The organism is Flavobacterium sp. Arc2, assembly GCF_041431385.1.
In the GTDB taxonomy this organism is placed as follows: Bacteria; Bacteroidota; Bacteroidia; order Flavobacteriales; family Flavobacteriaceae; genus Flavobacterium.
In genome coordinates this window covers 106,953-126,798 of record NZ_JASMRH010000013.1, presented here as the reverse complement: position 1 = coordinate 126,798, position 19,846 = coordinate 106,953, and the positions used below count along the sequence as shown (strand labels likewise).

Below are 19,846 nucleotides of genomic sequence, written 5' to 3'. Positions count from 1 at the left end.
AAATGCGTAATCATACTTGACTTTTCTTTCCATAAAAATACCCCCAAATAGTGTCTAACTTTTTGGGGGCAGTGCATTGCTTCCACCTTTTTTGCCCCAAATCTACCATAAACTTAACCTACTAATTTTATGGTGACCCAAAATTAAAACAAATCAAAGATGTTGCCAAAAATTTCAGATAAACAACCTATATAAACGTTTAAATGCACTTCGCGTAATTAATATGCTCTAGCATCTTTTCCTTCATAGAAATTCATGAAAGCTCTACTCACAACTCTATTACCGCCTGGTGTAGGATAATCTCCTGTAAAATACCAATCTCCTAAATTTTTCGGACAAGCGATATGCAAATCTTCAACTGTTTGAAATATAATTTTTACTTCAGCCTTAATCTCCGGAGAACTTAACATTTCAGCAATCTTATCTGAAACCTCTTGTGGCTGGAAAGGTTCATAAATAGCCGTAACATAATTTACGACATCTTGGTCTTTATAATTTTCCTGCGCTTTGCATTTTAAATAGACTTCATCAACAATATGATATAAGTTTCTTTCTTTAAGCAATTCTAAAGCGGCTTTAAATGCTACTAAACCTTCCAGTTTAGCCATATCAATACCATAACAATCAGGGTATCTTATTTGTGGCGCAGATGAAACGACAACAATCCTTTTTGGATTCAAACGATCCATCATTTTGATGATGCTCATTTTTAATGTGGTCCCTCTTACGATACTATCGTCGATAATTACTAAATTATCGGTTGGTTTAATAACGCCATACGTCACGTCATAAACATGCGCCACTAAATCATCACGACTACTGTCTTCAGTAATAAATGTTCTAAGTTTAGCATCCTTAATCGCTACTTTCTCAGTACGAATCTTTACTGACAGTAATTCTTCTAAAGAATCCTTAGTTAAATTATCTCTGTTTTCTAGAATATAATTTTTCTTTCTTTGATTTAAAAAATCCTGAGCTGCTTCTACTAAACCATAAAAAGACGTTTCAGCCGTATTTGGAATATAAGAAAAAACAGTGTTATCAGTATCTTGATCTATCGCATTTAAAACTGCAGGCAAAATTAATCTACCTAGGTTTTTTCTTTCTTGATATATTTCAGCATCACTTCCTCTAGAGAAATAGATTCTTTCAAAAGAACAGGCTTTCTTCACTGTTGGTGTTAAAATTTCCTGCATAGAAACATTTCCATTCTTTTTAATAATCAAAGCATTACCTGGCTCAATTTCCTGCACTTTTTCAAAAGGCACATTAAATACTGTTTGAATAACCGGTCTTTCTGAAGCGACAACAACTATTTCATCATCCTGATAAAAATAAGCGGGACGAATTCCTGCTGGATCTCTAAATACAAAAGCATCGCCATGACCAAGAAGCCCTGCCATAGCGTAACCTCCATCTAAATTTTTTGAAGCTCTTGTTAAAATTTTAGCTACATCCAGTTTTTCCGCAATAACTGGAGACGCCTCTCTTTTAGACAAACCATTATTTTTACACTCTTGATACAAGTCGGTAACTTCATCATCAAGAAAATGACCTATTTTTTCCATTACGGTAACCGTATCTGCCATCTCTTTTGGATGCTGACCTAATTCAACTAGACTTTGAAAAAGCTCCTTTACATTAGTCATATTGAAATTTCCGGCTAATATCAGGTTTCTGTGCATCCAATTGTTCTGACGTAAGAAAGGATGAACACTCTCGATACTATTTTTTCCGAACGTTCCGTAACGAACGTGTCCTAAAAACAATTCGCCTATGTACGGAATATTTGCTTTTTGAAGTGCTACATTATCTGCATATTCAGGATGCGTAGCCATTTCATCGTTTATTCTGTCGTTTATTTGAGCAAAAACGTCTTGGATTGGCTGAGAATGGTTCGATCGCACTCGGCTAATATATCTTTCCCCTGGCTCAACATCAAGTTTAACACTGGCAAAACCAGCACCATCTTGTCCACGGTTGTGTTGCTTTTCCATCAAGAGATACATTTTTTGTATTCCGTAGAAAGCAGTCCCGTATTTCTCTTTATAAAATTCAAGCGGTTTAAGTAGTCTAACTAAGGCTATCCCACATTCATGTTGTAAAGCATCGCTCATTGTATCGTAGTTTGTTGTGTTGTTATTTCCTAATATAAATTCTTACAAATAGTATAAAAAACTATTAATCAAAAAAGCCCCGTTTCCGAGGCTTTAAGACATTATAATTCTATATCAAATTGTGTTAAAGATTTGAATTGTTTCAATCTTGACACTACTTCCTTCTTTTCCAAGTTAATCATTCTTTCTGTTCCAAATTTCTCAACACAAAAAGAAGCTAAATTCGAGCCATAAATAATGGCATTTTTCATATTTTCGAATGACACGTTTTCGCTCTGCGTAATAAATCCTGCAAATCCACCTGCAAAAGTATCTCCAGCTCCTGTTGGATCAAAAACTTCTTCTAGTGGTAAAGCTGGCGCAAAGAAAACCTGAAGATCATGAAACAATAATGCACCATGTTCTCCTTTTTTAATTACAACATATTTAGGCCCCATAGTCTGAATTTTGGCTGCAGCTTTAACTAAAGAGTATTCTCCTGAAAGTTGTCTTGCTTCCTCATCATTAATTGTAATTACATCCACGCGTTTCATTACGTCAAGCAATTCTGGCAATGCACAGTCCATCCAAAAATTCATAGTATCTAAAACTACTAATTTGGGTTTGGTTTCCATTTGGTCCAAAACACTACTTTGTACTAATGGGTGCAAGTTTCCTAGCATTACCACATCAGCATTTTTATAATTCTCTGGAACTTTAGGCTGAAAATCAGCTAAAACATTTAATTGTGTATCTAAAGTATCTCTAGAATTTAAATCGTTATGGTAACGACCACTCCAAAAGAAAGTTTTTCCTCCTTTAACTACTTCAAGACCAGAAATGTCAATATTTCTTTCAAGAAGCAAATCCAAATATTCTTGTGGAAAATCATCCCCAACTACAGAAACTATAGCGGATTGCAAATTAAAAAAAGAAGCGGAAAGACCTATATAGGTACCGGCACCACCTAAAATCTTATCTGTTTTACCAAAAGGAGTTTCAATTGCGTCGAAAGCGACCGTTCCGACAATCAATAATTTGTTCATTTTATGAGTTTGGAATTAAGGTGCAAAGGTAGTTCATAAGTTACAATATTGCAAAGGTTCAAACTCGCAAAATTTTCATAAAACTTTTCCTTCCTCCTTCTCATAAAAAGCATCTATTGACAAGGGATTACTTTGTGTAGCCATAACAGCAAGTTCATCACATCGTTCATTCTGCGGATGATTGTTATGCCCTTTTATCCATTTAAAATCAACTTGGTGTTTTCGATAAATAATTAAAAGCCGTTTCCATAAATCAGAATTTTTTCGATCAACGAATTTCTTCTTCTCCCAGCAAAAAACCCATTTTTTAACCACTGAATCAACCACATACTTAGAATCAGAAACCACAAGAACTTTTGTGTCTGGGTTCTTTAATTTCTCCAAACCAACAATTACAGCTAACAACTCCATCCTATTGTTAGTTGTTAACCTAAATCCCTCATAAAATTCTCTCTTATAGGTTTTACCCATTCTCACACTCTCCATAACTACTCCATAGCCTCCTTTACCAGGATTTCCTTTGGCAGCACCATCTGTATATATATGTACTTCGTAATTCATTATAGTTAAAATAGATTTGTGCAATATTAGAAATGAATGTTCTATTGTTTATTCCAATAATCCAGCGATCACCTGAGGGAAGAATTCCTGTTCTAATTCATGGATCTTCTCAGCTACACCTTCTGGCGTTTCGCTTCCCGTTAAGGCTACCTCTTTTTGAAAAACAACCCCTCCTTCATCATAGTTTTCATTTACATAATGAATGGTTATGCCCGTTTCTTTTTCTTTATTCTCAACAATTGCTCTATGAACATTCATTCCATACATTCCTTTTCCTCCGTATTTCGGAAGTAATGCTGGGTGTATATTTATAATCTTATTGGGATAAGAAGCGATAATATCTTGGGGAAATTTCAATAAAAAACCAGCGAGAACAATCAAATCCGGCTCAATTTCATTTATTTTTTGTAGTACTTTGCCTTCAAATAGTTCTTCTTTCGAAAAAACCTCTGTTGGTATTCTATTATTTTTTGCTCGTTCAATTACCTTGGCAGTTGCATTGTTTGTAAAAACTGCAACGACCGATCCAATTTCACTTAAAGCGAAATACTTTATAATATTTTCAGCATTAGTACCCGATCCGGAAGCAAAAACCACTATTTTTTTCATAATCCACCACATTTTAATTACGCAAAAAAAGGCATAAAAATTGAAAGTAAATAGCATTACTACCTCTTTATTAAAATTTATTTTATAATTTAGTTGACACATTTATCAACTTATTCGTTGTTTTAAAATAAAGTTTTTTATTTTTGCCAACAAATTAAATTCTAAAATTAAAGATTATGTCAGACATTGCATCAAGAGTAAAAGCGATTATCGTAGACAAATTAGGTGTTGACGAAAACGAAGTTGTAACAGAAGCAAGCTTCACTAATGATTTAGGTGCTGATTCATTAGACACTGTTGAACTTATTATGGAATTCGAAAAAGAATTTGACATTCAAATTCCAGATGATCAAGCAGAAAACATTGCTACTGTTGGTCAAGCTATTTCTTATATCGAAGAAGCTAAAAAATAATAATTTAAACACCCGCTTACTTCAACGTACGCGGGTGTTATTATTTTTTAAAAAAATTAAAATCAAGATTGATTTTCAATCAAAAAAGATATTTATTGTAATACCCATGGCTCTTTTGTAATAGTAATACAGTGAAGAAAGCATGGGTTTTATTTGTTTAAAGATAACAAAATATACAAGTTATGGTATTAAAGCGAGTTGTTGTGACGGGTTTAGGTGCTCTTACTCCTATTGGAAATAATGTTCAAGAATATTGGAATGCTCTTATTAATGGCGTTAGTGGAGCTGCCCCTATAACTTATTTTGATTCTACTAAATTTAGAACTCATTTTGCATGCGAATTAAAAAACTTTAATGCTGAAGATTTTTTAGACCGTAAGGAAGCTAGAAAAATGGACCGTTATGCACAATATGCTATGGTTGCTTCAGAAGAAGCAGTTGCTGATGCTGGATTCGATTTTGAGAAATTAGATAAAGATAGAGCAGGAGTAATTTGGGGATCAGGTATAGGTGGATTGGAAACTTTTCAAATCGAAATGCTGAACTTTGCTGCCGGTGACGGTACGCCAAAATTCAATCCTTTCTTTATTCCAAAGATGATTTCCGATATTGCTTGTGGTCATATTTCAATAAAATACGGCTTTAGAGGTCCTAACTTCGCTACCGTTTCTGCTTGTGCTTCTTCTACAAATGCAATTATCGATGCATTCAACTATATTAGATTAGGACATGCAGATGTTATGGTAACCGGAGGTTCTGAAGCTGCAGTAACAATAGCAGGTATGGGTGGATTTAATGCCATGCATGCATTATCTACTAGAAATGATGATCCACAAACGGCTTCTAGACCAATGGACAAAGACAGAGATGGCTTTGTTTTAGGAGAAGGCGCAGGAGCATTAATTCTTGAAGAGTACGAACACGCAATCGCACGTGGAGCAACAATCTACTGCGAAATTGGTGGTGGTGGTATGTCTGCCGATGCTTATCATATTACAGCACCGCACCCTGATGGTTTAGGAGCGAAAAACGTAATGTTAAACTGCTTAAGAGATGCTGGATTAAAACCAACAGATGTTGACGGTGTCAATATGCACGGTACTTCAACTCCACTAGGAGATTTAGCAGAATCTAAAGCGATCGCACACGTTTTTGGCGAGCACGCCTACACAATGAATTTAAATTCAACAAAATCTATGACAGGACATCTTTTAGGTGCTGCAGGAGCTGTTGAAACTATATCCTCAATTCTTTCCATGAAATACGGAATAGTCCCACCAACAATAAATCATTTTACAGATGACGAAAATATTGACCCTAAACTAAACTTCACTTTTAATGTCGCACAAAAAAGAGAAATGAATGTTGTGATGAGCAATACGTTTGGCTTTGGTGGACATAATGCTTGTGTATTAGTTAAAAAATTAGACTTCTAATTTAAATGAGTATATTAAAAAAAATATTTACAAAATCCCGTTCTCTAAATATAGAAGACGGGATTTTTTTTGATTCTATCCAAACTATTTTAGGGTTTGCCCCTTTAAACATAGATCACTACAAGAAAGCATTTACCCACCGTTCCACTAGCAAGATGAATCCTCAAGGACACCCCATTAATTACGAACGATTAGAATTCTTGGGAGACGCTATGTTAAGTTCTGTAATAGCAGCGCACCTATTTAACGAAGCGCCGCAAGGAGACGAAGGTTACCTTACAAAAATGCGTTCTAAAATTGTCAGTAGAGAACACTTGAATGAATTAGGAAAAGATTTAAATCTAATTCAGTTTATAGAAAGCAAAGTTCCAGTACACCATTTTGGCGAAAATATCCATGGTAATATCTTTGAATCTTTAATAGGAGCCATCTACCTCGATCGAGGCTATACTTACTGTGAAAAATTTATTCAGAAAAGAGTAATCATACCTTACGTAGACATTTCCAGATTAGAAGGAAAAGTAATTAGCTACAAAAGTCTGGTTATCGAATGGTGTCAAAAAGAGAAAAAAATATTTCATTACGACATCTATGAAGACAACGGAATAGATGGAACACGTTTCTTTGGCGTGAAATTAAGTATTGACGGTAAAGTAATTGCAAAGGCAAGAGCGACCTCAAAAAAGAAAGCAGAAGAAAAAGCATCCCAACGCACTTATTTTGCATTACAAGAAAAAATGGACAAGAAATAATATCATATTCATCAAAACTACATCGTTTTCGTTCATAAATTAACGAAATCATTACATTTTCTACTCTTTAACTTCAATAGAAATAGTATATTTACAACATTATTTTTAATGAATATGGCAATTCATAAACTCGATCTTGGCGAATTTGACGAAATAGATTATTATTTAATTGCTATACATACTTCATTGGAAGATTATCGGTTAGCCTATTTCATCAATCAAAAACTAGCTATAAAACTAGCAAAAAGTAAAGAGGAAGTACAAATAAATATAAAAGAGGGAGAAACTAATTTTGCTCGCTTTTACCATTATGATTTAGAGAATGGAATTTCTTGGAATTTGATTCAAAATAAAAACGAAGTACTCCAAGAAAAAAAGGACACTGGCCAAAATTTATTTTCAAATACAACACTGGAAATTTCCACAAAAGTGTACTTACTTCCAGAATTTAAAAAAGCAGATTATTTTTTAAAAATTGAAAACGGAGAAGACACTGTCGACGTGTCTAAAATAAAAATAATATTAAATACCATTGATTACATATCAGCAGTATATACTGTAGATACTAATCAAATAAAATCAAAAAACAATTTAATTTTTTAATACAAATGATTCCAAACAAAAAAACCAAAATTGTAGCCACACTAGGACCTGCATGTAGTACAAGAGAGATTATTAAAGATATGATTGACGCAGGTGTAAATGTGTTTAGAGTTAATTTTTCTCATGCTGATTATGCTGATGTAAAAGAAAAAATGAAAATCATTAGAGATCTTAATGATGAGTATGGGTACACTACAGCAATACTTGGTGACTTACAAGGACCAAAACTTCGCGTAGGAGTTATGAATGAAGGAGTTGTAGTACATGACGGTGATTTAATTACTTTTACAACTGCAGAAGACATTCTTGGAACAGCTCAAAAAGTGTTCATGAAATATAAAAACTTTCCAAATGATGTTAATCCTGGAGAAAGAATTTTATTAGATGACGGGAAACTAATTTTTGAAATTGTTGAAACAGACAAAAATACAGAAGTAGTTGCCAGAGTAATTCAAGGTGGAGAATTGAAATCTAAAAAAGGAGTTAATCTTCCTAACACAAAAATATCTCTTCCTGCGATGACAGAAAAAGATATCGCTGATGCTATTTTTGCTATTGAACAAAAAGTAGACTGGATTGCACTTTCTTTTGTAAAAACACCTCAAGATTTAAAAGACTTACAAAATCTTATTGCTGAACATTCTGATTATAAAATTCCAATTGTTGCCAAAATTGAAATGCCAGAAGCATTAGAAAATATAGACAAAATTGTTGCTTATTGCGATGCCTTAATGGTAGCTCGTGGTGACCTTGGAGTTGAACTTCCTGCACATGAAGTACCATTAGTTCAAAAAGAATTAATTCGTAAAGCCAAAATGGCAAGAATTCCAGTTATTGTGGCTACTCAAATGATGGAGACAATGATCACTAGCTTAACTCCTACGAGAGCCGAAGTAAATGACGTTGCCAATTCTGTAATGGATGGCGCAGATGCTGTAATGCTTTCAGGCGAAACTGCTACAGGGAATTACCCAGTACAAGTAATCGAAAAAATGACACAGATTATTAAAGCTGTTGAGGATTCTCCGTTAATCCAAGTACCTCAAAATACACCACAAATAAAAACAAAACGTTTTATCACAAAAACAATTTGTCGTCATGCTGCAATTATGGCCGATGCTATTAAAGCAAAAGCAATTTGTACTTTGACAAATAGTGGCTATACAGCATTTCAAATATCTGCTTGGAGACCATCAGCACATATTTTAGTATTTACATCAAACAAACGAATCGTTACCCAACTAAGTTTGTTATGGGGAGTAAAATCATATTACTACGATAAGATTGTAAGTACTGATGATACGGTAACCGATGTTAATGATATCGCAAAGGAAAAAGGATATGTAACTAAAGGAGATTTCCTTATCAACTTAGCTGCAATGCCTATTAAAGAAAAAGGAATGGTAAACACCATGAGAGTTTCAGAAATAGAGTAGTTAAAATCCTACCAAATCAAAAACCGTCTTGTTAGAAATTAAACAAGACGGTTTTTTTGTGCTTAATTTTATTTTAATTTATCTTTGAAAAAATAAATTTTATTTATCATGAATTTCAAATCGAAAAATCCTTTTTTAACTAATAAATCTTTTTCTGCTACATCTGCATCAGGAAAAGAACAAGTACACCATGCTACTGTTATTGATTACGACCAAGAGATGACTTTGTCTGGCACAATGAACAAGACCTTACTTTTGTTCTTATTACTTACTGCATCTGCCATGGTAATTTGGTGGATGGCTTTTAACGGCACAAACCCGATAATACCTGCAATTGGCGGTGCTATAGCAGGATTAGCTCTTGTGGTTATCGCTGCTTTCAAACCACAATACTCTCCATATTTAGCTCCTGGATATGCCTTATTTGAAGGTTTGTTCATCGGAGGAATCTCTGCTATTTTTGAAGCTAAATATCCAGGAATTGTAATACAGGCAGTTGGCGCAACATTTGTAACATTTGCAGTATGCTTAGCACTATATGTATTCAAAATTGTAAAAGTAACAGAGCAGTTTAAATCCGTGGTTGTTGCAGCTACTCTTGCCATAGCAACATATTACCTTATCTCATGGGTTGTTTCTATGTTTACAAATTTCACTCCTGTTCACCACGGTAATTCGATGATGAGTATTGGTATTAGTGTCTTTGTAATTATTATCGCTGCGTTAAACTTGTTTTTAGACTTCGACAGAATAGAAAAAGGAGTACAAGAAAAAATGCCTAAATACATGGAGTGGTTTGGCGCGATGGGCTTGATGATTACTCTTGTATGGCTATACATTGAGTTTTTAAGATTGCTTTCTAAACTTTCTAGCAAAAACTAATTCGTGATTTTGTAAAATATACAAAAGCCCTTTTCTAAAGAAAGGGCTTTTTTTATGCAGCTTTTTCAAAAGCAATAAAGTGAGATAGGTTCCCTTTACTATTAAATACTGGAAAACCTTTAATAAGACATAAATAGGTTTCACCATTTTTATTGTAATTCAAAACCGTTTTTTCAAAAGGTTGCCTTAGTTGGATTGCTTTTCTAATCTCACTAGAAGTTGTTATACTAGATGCACTCCCTTGAAACATTTTTGGGCTTTTCCCAATTACTTCTACTTCTTTATAACCGTTCATTTTAGTAATGTTATGCGAAGCAAATACAATCGACAACTTAGCATCAGTAACAATTACTACCTCCTCCTTTAGCTTGTTTTTGAAATCCCAATCATATTCACTCCATTTACTATTACTAGCAATTAGATCCAATTTATTACAGTCAGCAAAGATCTTATTTACTTCATCTAAATATTCACGGTGAAAATCCCAAGACAAAATAGGAACTATACTTCTATCAAGAGTATCATGATGCTTCGCAAACGCACTATCGTATTGTTCAAAATCTAACATAGCCTTAATTTTTAATCAAATATAATTTTAAATGAAAAAAGAAAATAATTTTCTCCGTCATTTAACTTTTGTTGAAGCCGATCAAGCATGAATTAAAAAGAAAACTTCAGCTGCACGACCACAGCTTTCTTTAATTCTGTATTTAAATTATTCAAGGATATCCCAAGCAAACGAACTGAATCTTTCATGCGTTCCTGATACAAAAGCTCTTTTACCGTTTCTAAAATCAATCCTTTGTCTGAAATAAAATAAGGCAACGTTTTACTTCTGGTTTGCTGTGTAAAATCACTGTACTTTATTTTTAAGGTAACAGTTTTGCCAGAGATATTGTGTTTTTTAAGTCTTTTCTCTAATGTACTTGCAATATTTTCCAATTGCTCCATCATAAATATCTCAGACGAAAGATTAACATCAAAAGTGTGCTCTGCAGCGACTGATTTCGTAATTCGATCTGACTTAACTTCGCTGTTATGAATTCCCCTTACGACATTGAAATAGAAACCCCCTGATTTTCCAAAATGTTTTTCCAGAAACTCCAATGACTTACTTTTTAACTCAACACCACTAAATATCCCTAATTGATACATCTTTTCAGTTGTCACTTTCCCAACACCATAAAATTTTCGAATGGGTAATTCCTCTAAAAACGCGATTACATCCTCTGGATTTACTGTTTTTTGCCCATTCGGTTTGTTGTAATCACTAGCGATTTTAGCTACAAACTTGTTGACTGATATTCCTGCCGAAGCTGTTAAACCCACTTCACTAAAAATACGCAATCTAATTTCTTCCGCCAACAGACTCGCACTAGCGATTCCCTTTTTATTTTGGGTAACATCTAGGTACGCTTCATCAAGCGAAAGCGGCTCCACTAAATCAGTATACTCTCTAAAAATCTTATGAATCTTGCTCGAAATCTCTTTATACCTATCGAATCGCGGACTGACAAAAATAAGTTCAGGACAATTTTTCTTGGCCATAACCCCACTAACAGCACTTCTTACTCCGAATTTTCGTGCCTCATAACTTGCCGCCGCAACGACACCACGATTTTCAGAACCACCCACAGCAACGGGCTTCCCACGCAATGAAGGATTATCCATTTGCTCCACAGAGGCATAGAAAGCATCCATGTCGATGTGTATGATTTTTCTATTTGGAATACTTTCTGACATGATACAAATTTAAATAGCTTTTCTATGAAAACATTCTATTGCAGTATAAATATTTGATACATTTGGACTATTGGAGACCCTCACAAAATATTGAAAGCGACAGCATCCCCTTTATTTTTTTATCAAAATCTAATTTTTTTAGATTAAAAAATAAAAACACAGCACCTAAAACTGAAATAGACACTTTACATTAAAGCCAAATACAATTTAACATGATAGAAATAGAAAGAAAATTTTTAGTTACGTCAGATGCTTATAAAAAAGAATCTTTTTCTCAAAACCGAATTAAACAGGGTTATTTAAGCTCCGTTTCGGAACGAACGGTTAGAATTCGAACTAAAGGAGACAAGGCCTACATAACGATAAAAGGAGTGTCAAATGAGACAGGCATGTCCCGTTTTGAGTGGGAAAAAGAAATCCCCGTAGACGAAGCCGAAAACCTATTGTTACTATGTCAAAAAGGAGTTATTGATAAAACTCGCTTTGAAGTAAAAATAGGAAAGCATATCTATGAAGTAGACGAATTTTATGGCGAAAACAAAGGATTAATTGTCGCCGAAATTGAGCTTAAATATGAAAGTGAACCGTTTGAAAAACCAAATTGGCTAGGACAAGAAGTGACTAATGACAATCGATATTACAATTCAAATTTAAGCATCAATCCATTTACAAATTGGGACTAATTAATCTTTAAAAACCTCAATCGTAACAGTCATAACTCCAATACCTTTATTTTTTGCTATTTCCATAAAAGCCTTTTTTGAAAGATCAATTTCTCTCGATTTTACAAAAGGACCTCTATCTGTAACCTCTACAATAACTGATTGTCCGTTCACTTGATTCGTAACTTTTAATTTAGTTCCAAACGGGAATTTTTTATGAGCTGCAGTATATTTATTCTTGTCAAATAAAACACCACTAGCTGTTCTTTTTCCGTGAAATTTATCAGCATAATAAGAGGCGTGCGCATCTTTTTTGTACAATACTAACTCCCCCATCTTGTCTTCGACCGTGTCTTTTTTAATTTCTTGTACTTGCGGAAGAACTAGGACTTTTGTCTTTTTGACAGTGTCTTTGGGTGCCACTAAAGACTTTTGAATAACAGATTTCTGAATTGGCGTTTTTTGATTATTTATAATTTGCCCTTGACTACTAACCAATGCAACCACGGCAAATAGAAAGAGGACTGTTATTGATTTTCTCATTATTAACTTTTTAGTTCGACTCTGTTTAAACAAAAACCATACCTTGATAAAAAAAGTCCTATAAATAGGACTTTTTTTGTTTTTTTTATAACCACATTGACCATGGAATTCTACTCAAAATAAGCAATAATCCAATTCCGTAAAAAATAGAAAAAGTTTTAAATTTAGATTCACTTGTTATTAATTTTTTATGTTTAGACCACCCTATCGTGATTAATGTAATAGCAATAATATTAATTAGAGGATGCTCTAAAGAAGTCAAGCGCAATGCTTTATCAGACATTTGTCCCAATGAAGCAAAACCAAGAGGAGAAACAAAATACAAAATCAATCCAATTAATAGTTGAGTATGCGTTCCTATCAATCCAAAGATTGCAATCTTTCTATCCCTAGCGGTAAATTCTTTTTTGGAAAACATTCCAACAAAAGCATTAACAACTGCAACAACTAATAACACTAGAGCAATATAAGCCCAACCAGAATGAAATTCTCTTAAAAATTCGTACATATAATTTATTTTTTGAAATTCAAATATAAACAAAAAAGGCCAAAAAAAACCCTCATTTCTAATTGAAATGAGGGTTTTTTAAAGTTAACAGAACTTAGTTAAAAGTATAACGAGCTCCTGTTTGTATTTGCCATCTTGATGAATTAAGACCAACGTCATCAATTTGGTTAATATTGTTAGCTATTTTAGGATCATAACTAAATGTAGGTGTAGTTGTTCCAGTTAAGAATCCTTCTTGTTTAAGCAATTGAACTTGGTCAAAACTTGTGAAATATCTTTTACCCCAATTTTTATTCAAAAGGTTTGTGAAGTTAAAAATATCAGCTGTGAATTCCAATGTATGTTTCTTTTTTCCTGATGTGATAATAAATTCTTGTGCAAATTTTAAATCTACAACGTGTGTCGTTTTCAAACGATCACCATTACGCTCTGCATAAGTTCCTTTTCTATCTCTCAAATATTTATTCCCTTCAATGAAAGTACTAAGAGCATCCCATTGTGCTTGAGGTGTCAATGTGTTTGAAGCAGTAGATACTAGGTTAATTTCACTTTGAGAAGCAGGAACGTAAATCAATGCTGAATTAGAAAACGTATCTTGTAACAAACGACCTGAATCATTATACACATAACTTATTGGAGTTCCTGCAGCTCCTTCATAGAAGAACCCTAATCTAGTTTTAGTAAATTTACTCCATTTGAATGTTGCATTACCATTAGAAATAATTCTTCTTCCTTGATCAAAATCAGATCTAGAAAGTGCTAAAGAATTTGCACCATTCACAGTTTCAGTATTATTCCACTGAGAACTGTTTTGAGAAGAAGTCGCGTCTAATAAAACTGTTGATTTTCCATAAGAGTAAGTCCCAGAAATATTAGCATCAATAAAATCAGATTTGAAATTCTTAGTCAATGTAAAAGAGATATTATGCGCTTTACCTTCATCTGTATTTGAAGCTAAATAAATACCTAAATAAGTAGGGTCTACTCTAGTATTTCCATTGTAACGTGGTCTATTATCAGCACCAGATAAATTACTTGAAGCCGCTTTGATATTTAAATTCTCATAAGTAATCGCACTAATATTATCGTTATAAGTGATTTCAGATGTGAATACAAAACCAAATGGTAATTTTTGATCAACTGCAAAACTCGCTTTAAATACCTGAGGTAATTTAAAATCTTTAGCAAATAAATCTATATTTCCACCTTTTCCTCCAGAACCTGGACGTGGGTATGAAGCAGGAAGTGGTGCAATTTGACTAGCAACACTAGGATTTGGATTAAAAACTGGTGTTTGAGTAGCATTAGTAATAGAAATAGCTCCTTGAGAAATACCATTGTTATTATACGTTCCACCTGGCCATACTAATGGTAATCTAGAAGTAAAAATCCCTAATCCACCTCTAAACTGAGTTGATTTTTTACCATTAACGTCATAATTAAAACCTAAACGTGGTGCGATATGAGCTGTGTTAGATATACCTTGCCCTACACGTGCTCCTTGTAAATCTTTACCAGCAGCTTGTAAAAGACCAGCTGTTCTATTATTAAAATCATCATTAGCTAAACCATCTTCCCAAACAGGAACATCTACTCTAACTCCATATGAAAGTTTGAAATTGTCGCTTAATCTCATTTCATTTTGAATATAAAATCCAAATTGTTTTGTACCAAATTCTGCAGCTCCTAAAGACGCATCACCTTCACCACCAATTAAAGAGTAGTTCATTTGAAATCTGTTCGGTCTTTTACCTAGCAAGAAATCATCTAAGGTATTGTATCTGTATGCGCCAAAATTATTACCAAAAAACACATTACGTGAAGATGAAAATTCATTATGAGTACCAATAGTAATCGTACTTATTCCTGCATTAATTTCAAAATTATCAGTAATTGTCAATACTTTTTGACTTAAAAAATTTGCCGTAGAAAAACCTTCTGCACCAAAATAAATACTAGCTGAAGACCCATCAAAGATTTGAACAGTTGGGAAAGCATCTCCTGATGCATTTCTGTCATCAATTACCTTTGTATACGCAAGTACTAAACTATTTGAAAATTTATTTCCAAATCTTGAGTTTAACTCTAAAGCAGTTGAATTAGTAGTTGAATTAAACAACTGACTACCATTGATAAAGCTTATTGCAGAAGCAGAAGATCTACTTGGTGAAAAGTTTTCTGCTTTTACATAACTATGTTTTAAAGATAGTTTATGATTATCATTGATGTTCCAATCTATCTTTCCAATCAATTTATCACTTACAAGAGTTCTTACGTTGTTCTCAAAAGAACCTGGATCGTATCCGTAAGAAGCAAGTTTAGTTCTTAACTCTCCTAATCTACTTGCCGAAAGACCCGTATAATTAGCTATATCAAATGGTTGAGGAGTTTCATTATCTTGTTTTTCATAGTTAATGAAATAAAACAATTTATCTTTTACAATAGAACCACCAGCTCTTACTCCGTAAGTTTTTGCCGAAAAATCAGCTAATTTCGTTCTTGGATTTGATCCAGCCAAAGAAGGAGGTGTTTTTGCTACTAAGTCTTGATTTCTATTTAAATAATAAGCTGAACCTTCAAAATTATTAGTTCCTGAACGAGTAATCGCACTAATAGCCCCACCTGCAAAACCAGACAATTTCACATCATAAGGAGCAACACTCACTTGAAATTGTTCAATTGCATCTACTGATATCGGGCTAACCCCAGTTTGTCCACCATTTGTTCCATTAGCAGCTAAACCGAAAACATCGTTACTTACTGCTCCATCGATATAAATAGCATTGAATCTATTATTTTGACCACCTATTGAAAGAACATCATCACCACGTAATTGAGCTTGTGGAGTTAATCTAGCAAAATCTGCTATATTTCTCGAAAGTGAAGGTAATGATTTAATTTTATCTGAATCAATTACTGTTTGAGCACCTGTCCTTTTTGAATTAAATGTATTATTCTTAGTACCCTTAACGACAACTTCCTTAAGTTCGCTCGCTTCATCTACTAAAACAATTTTGAAGTTTTTTGACTCTCCTAATTGAAGGAAAACATTATTTTCTTCAAACGTTCTAAATCCTACAAAAGTAACAACCACTTTATAAGGGCCTCCAACTCTCATGTTAGAAATTCTAAAATTACCGTTAATATCAGTCGTAGCTGTATAACGAGTTCCTGAAGACACATGAGTCGCGAGAACTGATGCTCCAGGCAAAGATTCTGACTCATTGTCGTAAACTACCCCATTAATAGAAGAAGTTGTATTACCCTGAGCATAAATACTAGTCCCCGCACCTACAAATGCAACCAGTATTAAAAATAACTTCAATAATTTTTTCATAATTTTTAGATTAAAAATTTTTGGCAAAAATCTAACATTTTTGGCAAACTAATGTTAATTAATTGTTAATAAAAAGACACTGATTGGTTCTTTTTAACATAATTTTGGATTTTTATCTGCTTTATGGCTGTTTCCGAACTTATTTTAAATATTCGTTACTTAAAATGTTAAAAAACAACGATTTTATGGGTCAAGTAAAAAATACACCAAAATCAAAAAATCAAGAATGCCCATAAAATAGAAAAAACCTTGATGTATCTTAAAATCATGGCTTAAAAAACGTCTCTTCACTTCTTATAATCAATTTCTTCTCCTATTTCTTTTAAATATTCAAAATTCATAAAACAAAAAAAGCAGATGATTTCTCATCTGCTTTTTAAATAATTATTTCCAAAATTATTCTAAATCAAATTCTAGATAATTTTTTTGTGAACTACTAGAAATTGAAACGCATAGAAGCATTCCAAGTTGTTCCAAAACCATAATACCCTTTGTTATTAGCATTAAGACCATTGATTGTAACATCACCCGCATTAGCAGCAATGTTTGTAGTCAATTCAGAAACATAAATTTCATTGAATAAATTGTTAATATTTATTCTAAAAACCACTGATCTCTTTTTATCTTTTCCTGTTAGCATTTTATAAGAAAGTCCTGCATCAACTAAGTCATAACTTGGTAATTCCACATTATTTTTAACTGACCCAACGTTTGCATATAATTTTTCATAATTTCTCCAGTCAGCATCAATAGAAAAACGAGTTGCGATTTCATATTTAAATCCTAATCCTAGAGTAACCTGTGCAGCATCACCTACTTTACCTCCATCAACATCTACTTTAGAGCTGCTAAGTATATTTCTATCTGAATCTCTTACCGTTTTTACAGCATCTCCTACATAATGATAATCTCCAACAGAAGCAAAACCACTAATATCTAATCTAGAGAATGGCTTAGCAACGAAATCTAACTCTAACCCAGAGTGAAGTTGTTCTACTCCCTCATTAGTTGTGTATTGTAAATCATTATCAACTTCATTAGAACTTGTAGTAACTCTATCTTTCCAAGAAGTTCTATAGGCATTAACACTACCGCTTAAAAATTTTGATTTAAAGCTGTAACCTGCTTCTAAACCTACCACTTTTTCGTTTTTAGTTAATGGGTTTACTTCATTTCCGTAATTAAGATATATATTATCATGGTAAGGTTGACGAGAATAATAACCTGCATTTACATAAAATGAACCGTTACCACCTATTTTGTAACTACCACCAGCCTTAACATTATATCCTACATTGTTAACCTTTTCTGATTTTGCATCTGCAGGAAGGTAAGCATATCTATCAAATCTTTCGTGAGATTGGTTTGAAACCGCTCCTTGGAAAAATGCAGAAACATTGTCTTTTGCATATTCTATTTGAGAAAAGAAACCTCCATAAGAAATAGTTTCATCATAATCCCAAGAATATCTATTCTCAACAGAAGCTGTATTTGATAAAACTGCCCAAGCATTATTTGTGTTAGTCTCGTATATTTTATTATTAGGAATATTTACATTGTATTTATCTAAATAATAGTCAGCTCCTAATAAATTTGTAAGTTGTCTGAAGTGAGTTCCTTTGTAGGTTCTTAAATCAAGCCCCATATTAAAGTCGATATCCTCAGTTAATTCTGTTTTAAAATTAGTTACTAAACCATACCAAGCGTGATTGTTAACTGAGTTACGCAATGCACCAGTTGCAGCTCCAGTTGTGCTAGCTAGATTTGCAGCTACAGTAGCATCAAAATCAACATTATCAGTAGCTGTTCTTTTTATTGAACCAACAGTACCTACACTACCACCTCTTCCCCATGAAGCATAAAGAACAGTAGATAAACTTGATTTATCACTAATATTAAAATCCCAGTTTAAGTTAGCAACTGGTTTATGGTAATAATTTCCAACCGCTGAAAGATATTCTCCGTTTAGAGTTCCCCAGTTATTATTGTATTTTCTACCATACTTTTCAAAATCACTTAACTTTTTACCATAATTTTGATCATGTGTTTGTGGCGCTCCAGTTAAAATGAAGTTAAAGCTATGTTTGTCATTTGCTTTATACCCTATAGAGATAAAATAGTTTTGTCCCTGACCTTTAGTTCCATCATTGTAACCATCACCTTGCCAATGAGAAAACAAAACACTTGTTCCCCATCCGGTTTTACTCATACCAGTGTTATAAGCAATTGTAGATTTAAAATAGTTGTCATTTGCTTGACCAAATGAAGCAAAACCACCTTGTTTTTTATCAGTAGCCTTTGTAACGAAGTTTACTGTTCCTCCTACAGAAGATATTGCTAATTTAGAAGAACCTAATCCTCTTTGAATTTGAATTATATTTGCGATATCAGACATTCCTGACCAGTTAGACCAGTACATTTTCCCATCTTCCATTCCATTAATAGGCTGACCATTTAATAAGAAAGCAGTATTGTCTTGAGCAAAACCACGTACACTAATTCTTGAATCTCCATATCCACCAGCTTGACCAGCAACATATACAGAAGGTGTATTTACAAGAGCCTGAATTACATCAGATGAACCAATTTTAGCCTGAATTTCTTCAGCTTTAATAGTAGAAACAGCAATTGCCGTTTTTCTACCTTTTGCTAAATCGATAATTCCTCTACCTACAACAACAATTTCACTTAATTCATTAGAATTTGAAGTTAAAACGATAGTTCCTAAGTTTTTTGTAGTTCCTTCTGCAACACTAAACTTAACAGTTTTAGGTTCGAAGCCTAAAAAAGAAATAACTAATTCTCCAGAGTTAACAGTTGTGTTAATTGAGAATTTACCATCAAAATCTGCAGAAACGCCAGTTTTAGTTCCTTTGATTGCAACATTTGCACCAGGTAATGAGCCTTGTCCGTCAGTAATAGTTCCAGTAATTTTCCCTTGAGAAAATGCCGTTGTAACCATTAAAAACAGTAATCCAGAGAGTAACCAATTTTTCATTGTCTTCATTTTTTGTTTTTTATTAATTGCTGCGAAATTATAACAATTTTAACTAAAAGAGTTAAGACAATGTTAACAAATCCTGATATCGCACCCAATAGAATTTATTAAATTAATATTTTTTCCTTAAAAATAGGTTAATTAATAAATTTTAACATCTATAATTGTTAATATACTTGTTTAAATGCAAAAAAAATACAAATTCCCGAAAAATGACAAAA

General features: G+C 33.3%; 17 protein-coding genes. 7 read left to right on the top strand and 10 right to left on the bottom strand.

Annotated features, from left to right (window positions below; genetic code table 11):
* Positions 1–218 precede the first annotated feature (218 nt).
* The 4 genes from QO182_RS10940 to QO182_RS10925 all read right to left on the bottom strand — a co-directional run bounded on the left by QO182_RS10940 (position 219) and on the right by QO182_RS10925 (position 4,312).
* Positions 219–2,117 (bottom strand): amidophosphoribosyltransferase, encoded by a 1,899-nt coding sequence (locus QO182_RS10940; protein WP_371537518.1) that lies wholly within the window; start codon positions 2,115–2,117, stop codon positions 219–221.
* 101 nt (positions 2,118–2,218) lie between these two features.
* Positions 2,219–3,142, bottom strand: coding sequence for a PfkB family carbohydrate kinase (locus tag QO182_RS10935; protein WP_371537521.1), 924 nt, complete (start codon positions 3,140–3,142; stop codon positions 2,219–2,221).
* Positions 3,143–3,217: 75 nt separating this feature from the next.
* Positions 3,218–3,703, bottom strand: a complete 486-nt coding sequence (rnhA, locus tag QO182_RS10930) for a ribonuclease HI (RefSeq protein ID WP_371561629.1) — start codon at positions 3,701–3,703, stop codon at positions 3,218–3,220.
* Positions 3,704–3,751: 48 nt separating this feature from the next.
* Positions 3,752–4,312, bottom strand: a complete 561-nt coding sequence (locus tag QO182_RS10925) for a phosphoribosylglycinamide formyltransferase (RefSeq protein ID WP_371561627.1) — start codon at positions 4,310–4,312, stop codon at positions 3,752–3,754.
* Positions 4,313–4,488: 176 nt separating this feature from the next.
* Between QO182_RS10925 and QO182_RS10920 the strand changes: the two genes are divergently transcribed.
* From QO182_RS10920 to QO182_RS10895, 6 genes are all read left to right on the top strand, one after another.
* Entirely contained in the window at positions 4,489–4,725 is a 237-nt protein-coding gene (locus tag QO182_RS10920) for an acyl carrier protein (RefSeq protein WP_007137004.1), read from the top strand.
* Between the two features lie 182 nt (positions 4,726–4,907).
* Positions 4,908–6,161, top strand: a complete 1,254-nt coding sequence (gene fabF / locus QO182_RS10915; protein ID WP_371537538.1) for a beta-ketoacyl-ACP synthase II — start codon at positions 4,908–4,910, stop codon at positions 6,159–6,161.
* A gap of 5 nt (positions 6,162–6,166) precedes the next feature.
* Positions 6,167–6,913 carry a ribonuclease III gene (gene rnc / locus QO182_RS10910; protein WP_371537540.1) on the top strand — a complete coding sequence of 249 codons (747 nt, stop codon included), beginning with the start codon at positions 6,167–6,169 and terminating at the stop codon, positions 6,911–6,913.
* A 114-nt stretch (positions 6,914–7,027) separates the two neighbouring features.
* Positions 7,028–7,516 (top strand): IPExxxVDY family protein, encoded by a 489-nt coding sequence (locus tag QO182_RS10905; RefSeq protein WP_371537543.1) that lies wholly within the window; start codon positions 7,028–7,030, stop codon positions 7,514–7,516.
* A gap of 5 nt (positions 7,517–7,521) precedes the next feature.
* A complete protein-coding gene (pyk, locus tag QO182_RS10900) occupies positions 7,522–8,952 on the top strand; it encodes a pyruvate kinase (RefSeq protein ID WP_371537546.1) in 1,431 nt (476 codons plus the stop codon).
* Between the two features lie 108 nt (positions 8,953–9,060).
* The gene (locus QO182_RS10895) at positions 9,061–9,834 is read left to right on the top strand and encodes a Bax inhibitor-1/YccA family protein (RefSeq protein ID WP_371561625.1); all 774 of its coding nucleotides are present in this window, start codon (positions 9,061–9,063) and stop codon (positions 9,832–9,834) included.
* A gap of 52 nt (positions 9,835–9,886) precedes the next feature.
* Here the strand turns inward: QO182_RS10895 and QO182_RS10890 are convergent, their stop codons facing one another.
* Positions 9,887–10,402, bottom strand: coding sequence for a PAS domain-containing protein (locus tag QO182_RS10890; protein WP_371537551.1), 516 nt, complete (start codon positions 10,400–10,402; stop codon positions 9,887–9,889).
* 92 nt (positions 10,403–10,494) lie between these two features.
* On the bottom strand, positions 10,495–11,577 hold the full coding sequence (gene dinB / locus QO182_RS10885; RefSeq protein ID WP_371537554.1) for a DNA polymerase IV: 1,083 nt from the start codon (positions 11,575–11,577) through the stop codon (positions 10,495–10,497).
* Between the two features lie 212 nt (positions 11,578–11,789).
* Here dinB and QO182_RS10880 point away from each other — a divergent pair, with 212 nt between their 5' ends.
* Positions 11,790–12,260, top strand: coding sequence for a CYTH domain-containing protein (locus QO182_RS10880; protein WP_371561622.1), 471 nt, complete (start codon positions 11,790–11,792; stop codon positions 12,258–12,260).
* Here QO182_RS10880 and QO182_RS10875 read toward each other — a convergent pair whose 3' ends face one another.
* From QO182_RS10875 to QO182_RS10860, 4 genes are all read right to left on the bottom strand, one after another.
* Positions 12,261–12,782: a septal ring lytic transglycosylase RlpA family protein gene (locus QO182_RS10875; protein ID WP_371537560.1), complete on the bottom strand. Its 522-nt coding sequence runs from the start codon at positions 12,780–12,782 to the stop codon at positions 12,261–12,263. It lies immediately after the preceding gene.
* A gap of 85 nt (positions 12,783–12,867) precedes the next feature.
* Entirely contained in the window at positions 12,868–13,290 is a 423-nt protein-coding gene (locus QO182_RS10870; RefSeq protein WP_371537561.1) for a hypothetical protein, read from the bottom strand.
* A 94-nt stretch (positions 13,291–13,384) separates the two neighbouring features.
* Positions 13,385–16,627 carry a carboxypeptidase regulatory-like domain-containing protein gene (locus QO182_RS10865; RefSeq protein WP_371537564.1) on the bottom strand — a complete coding sequence of 1,081 codons (3,243 nt, stop codon included), beginning with the start codon at positions 16,625–16,627 and terminating at the stop codon, positions 13,385–13,387.
* Positions 16,628–17,063: 436 nt separating this feature from the next.
* A complete protein-coding gene (locus tag QO182_RS10860) occupies positions 17,064–19,625 on the bottom strand; it encodes a TonB-dependent receptor (protein ID WP_371561620.1) in 2,562 nt (853 codons plus the stop codon).
* Positions 19,626–19,846: the final 221 nt, after the last annotated feature.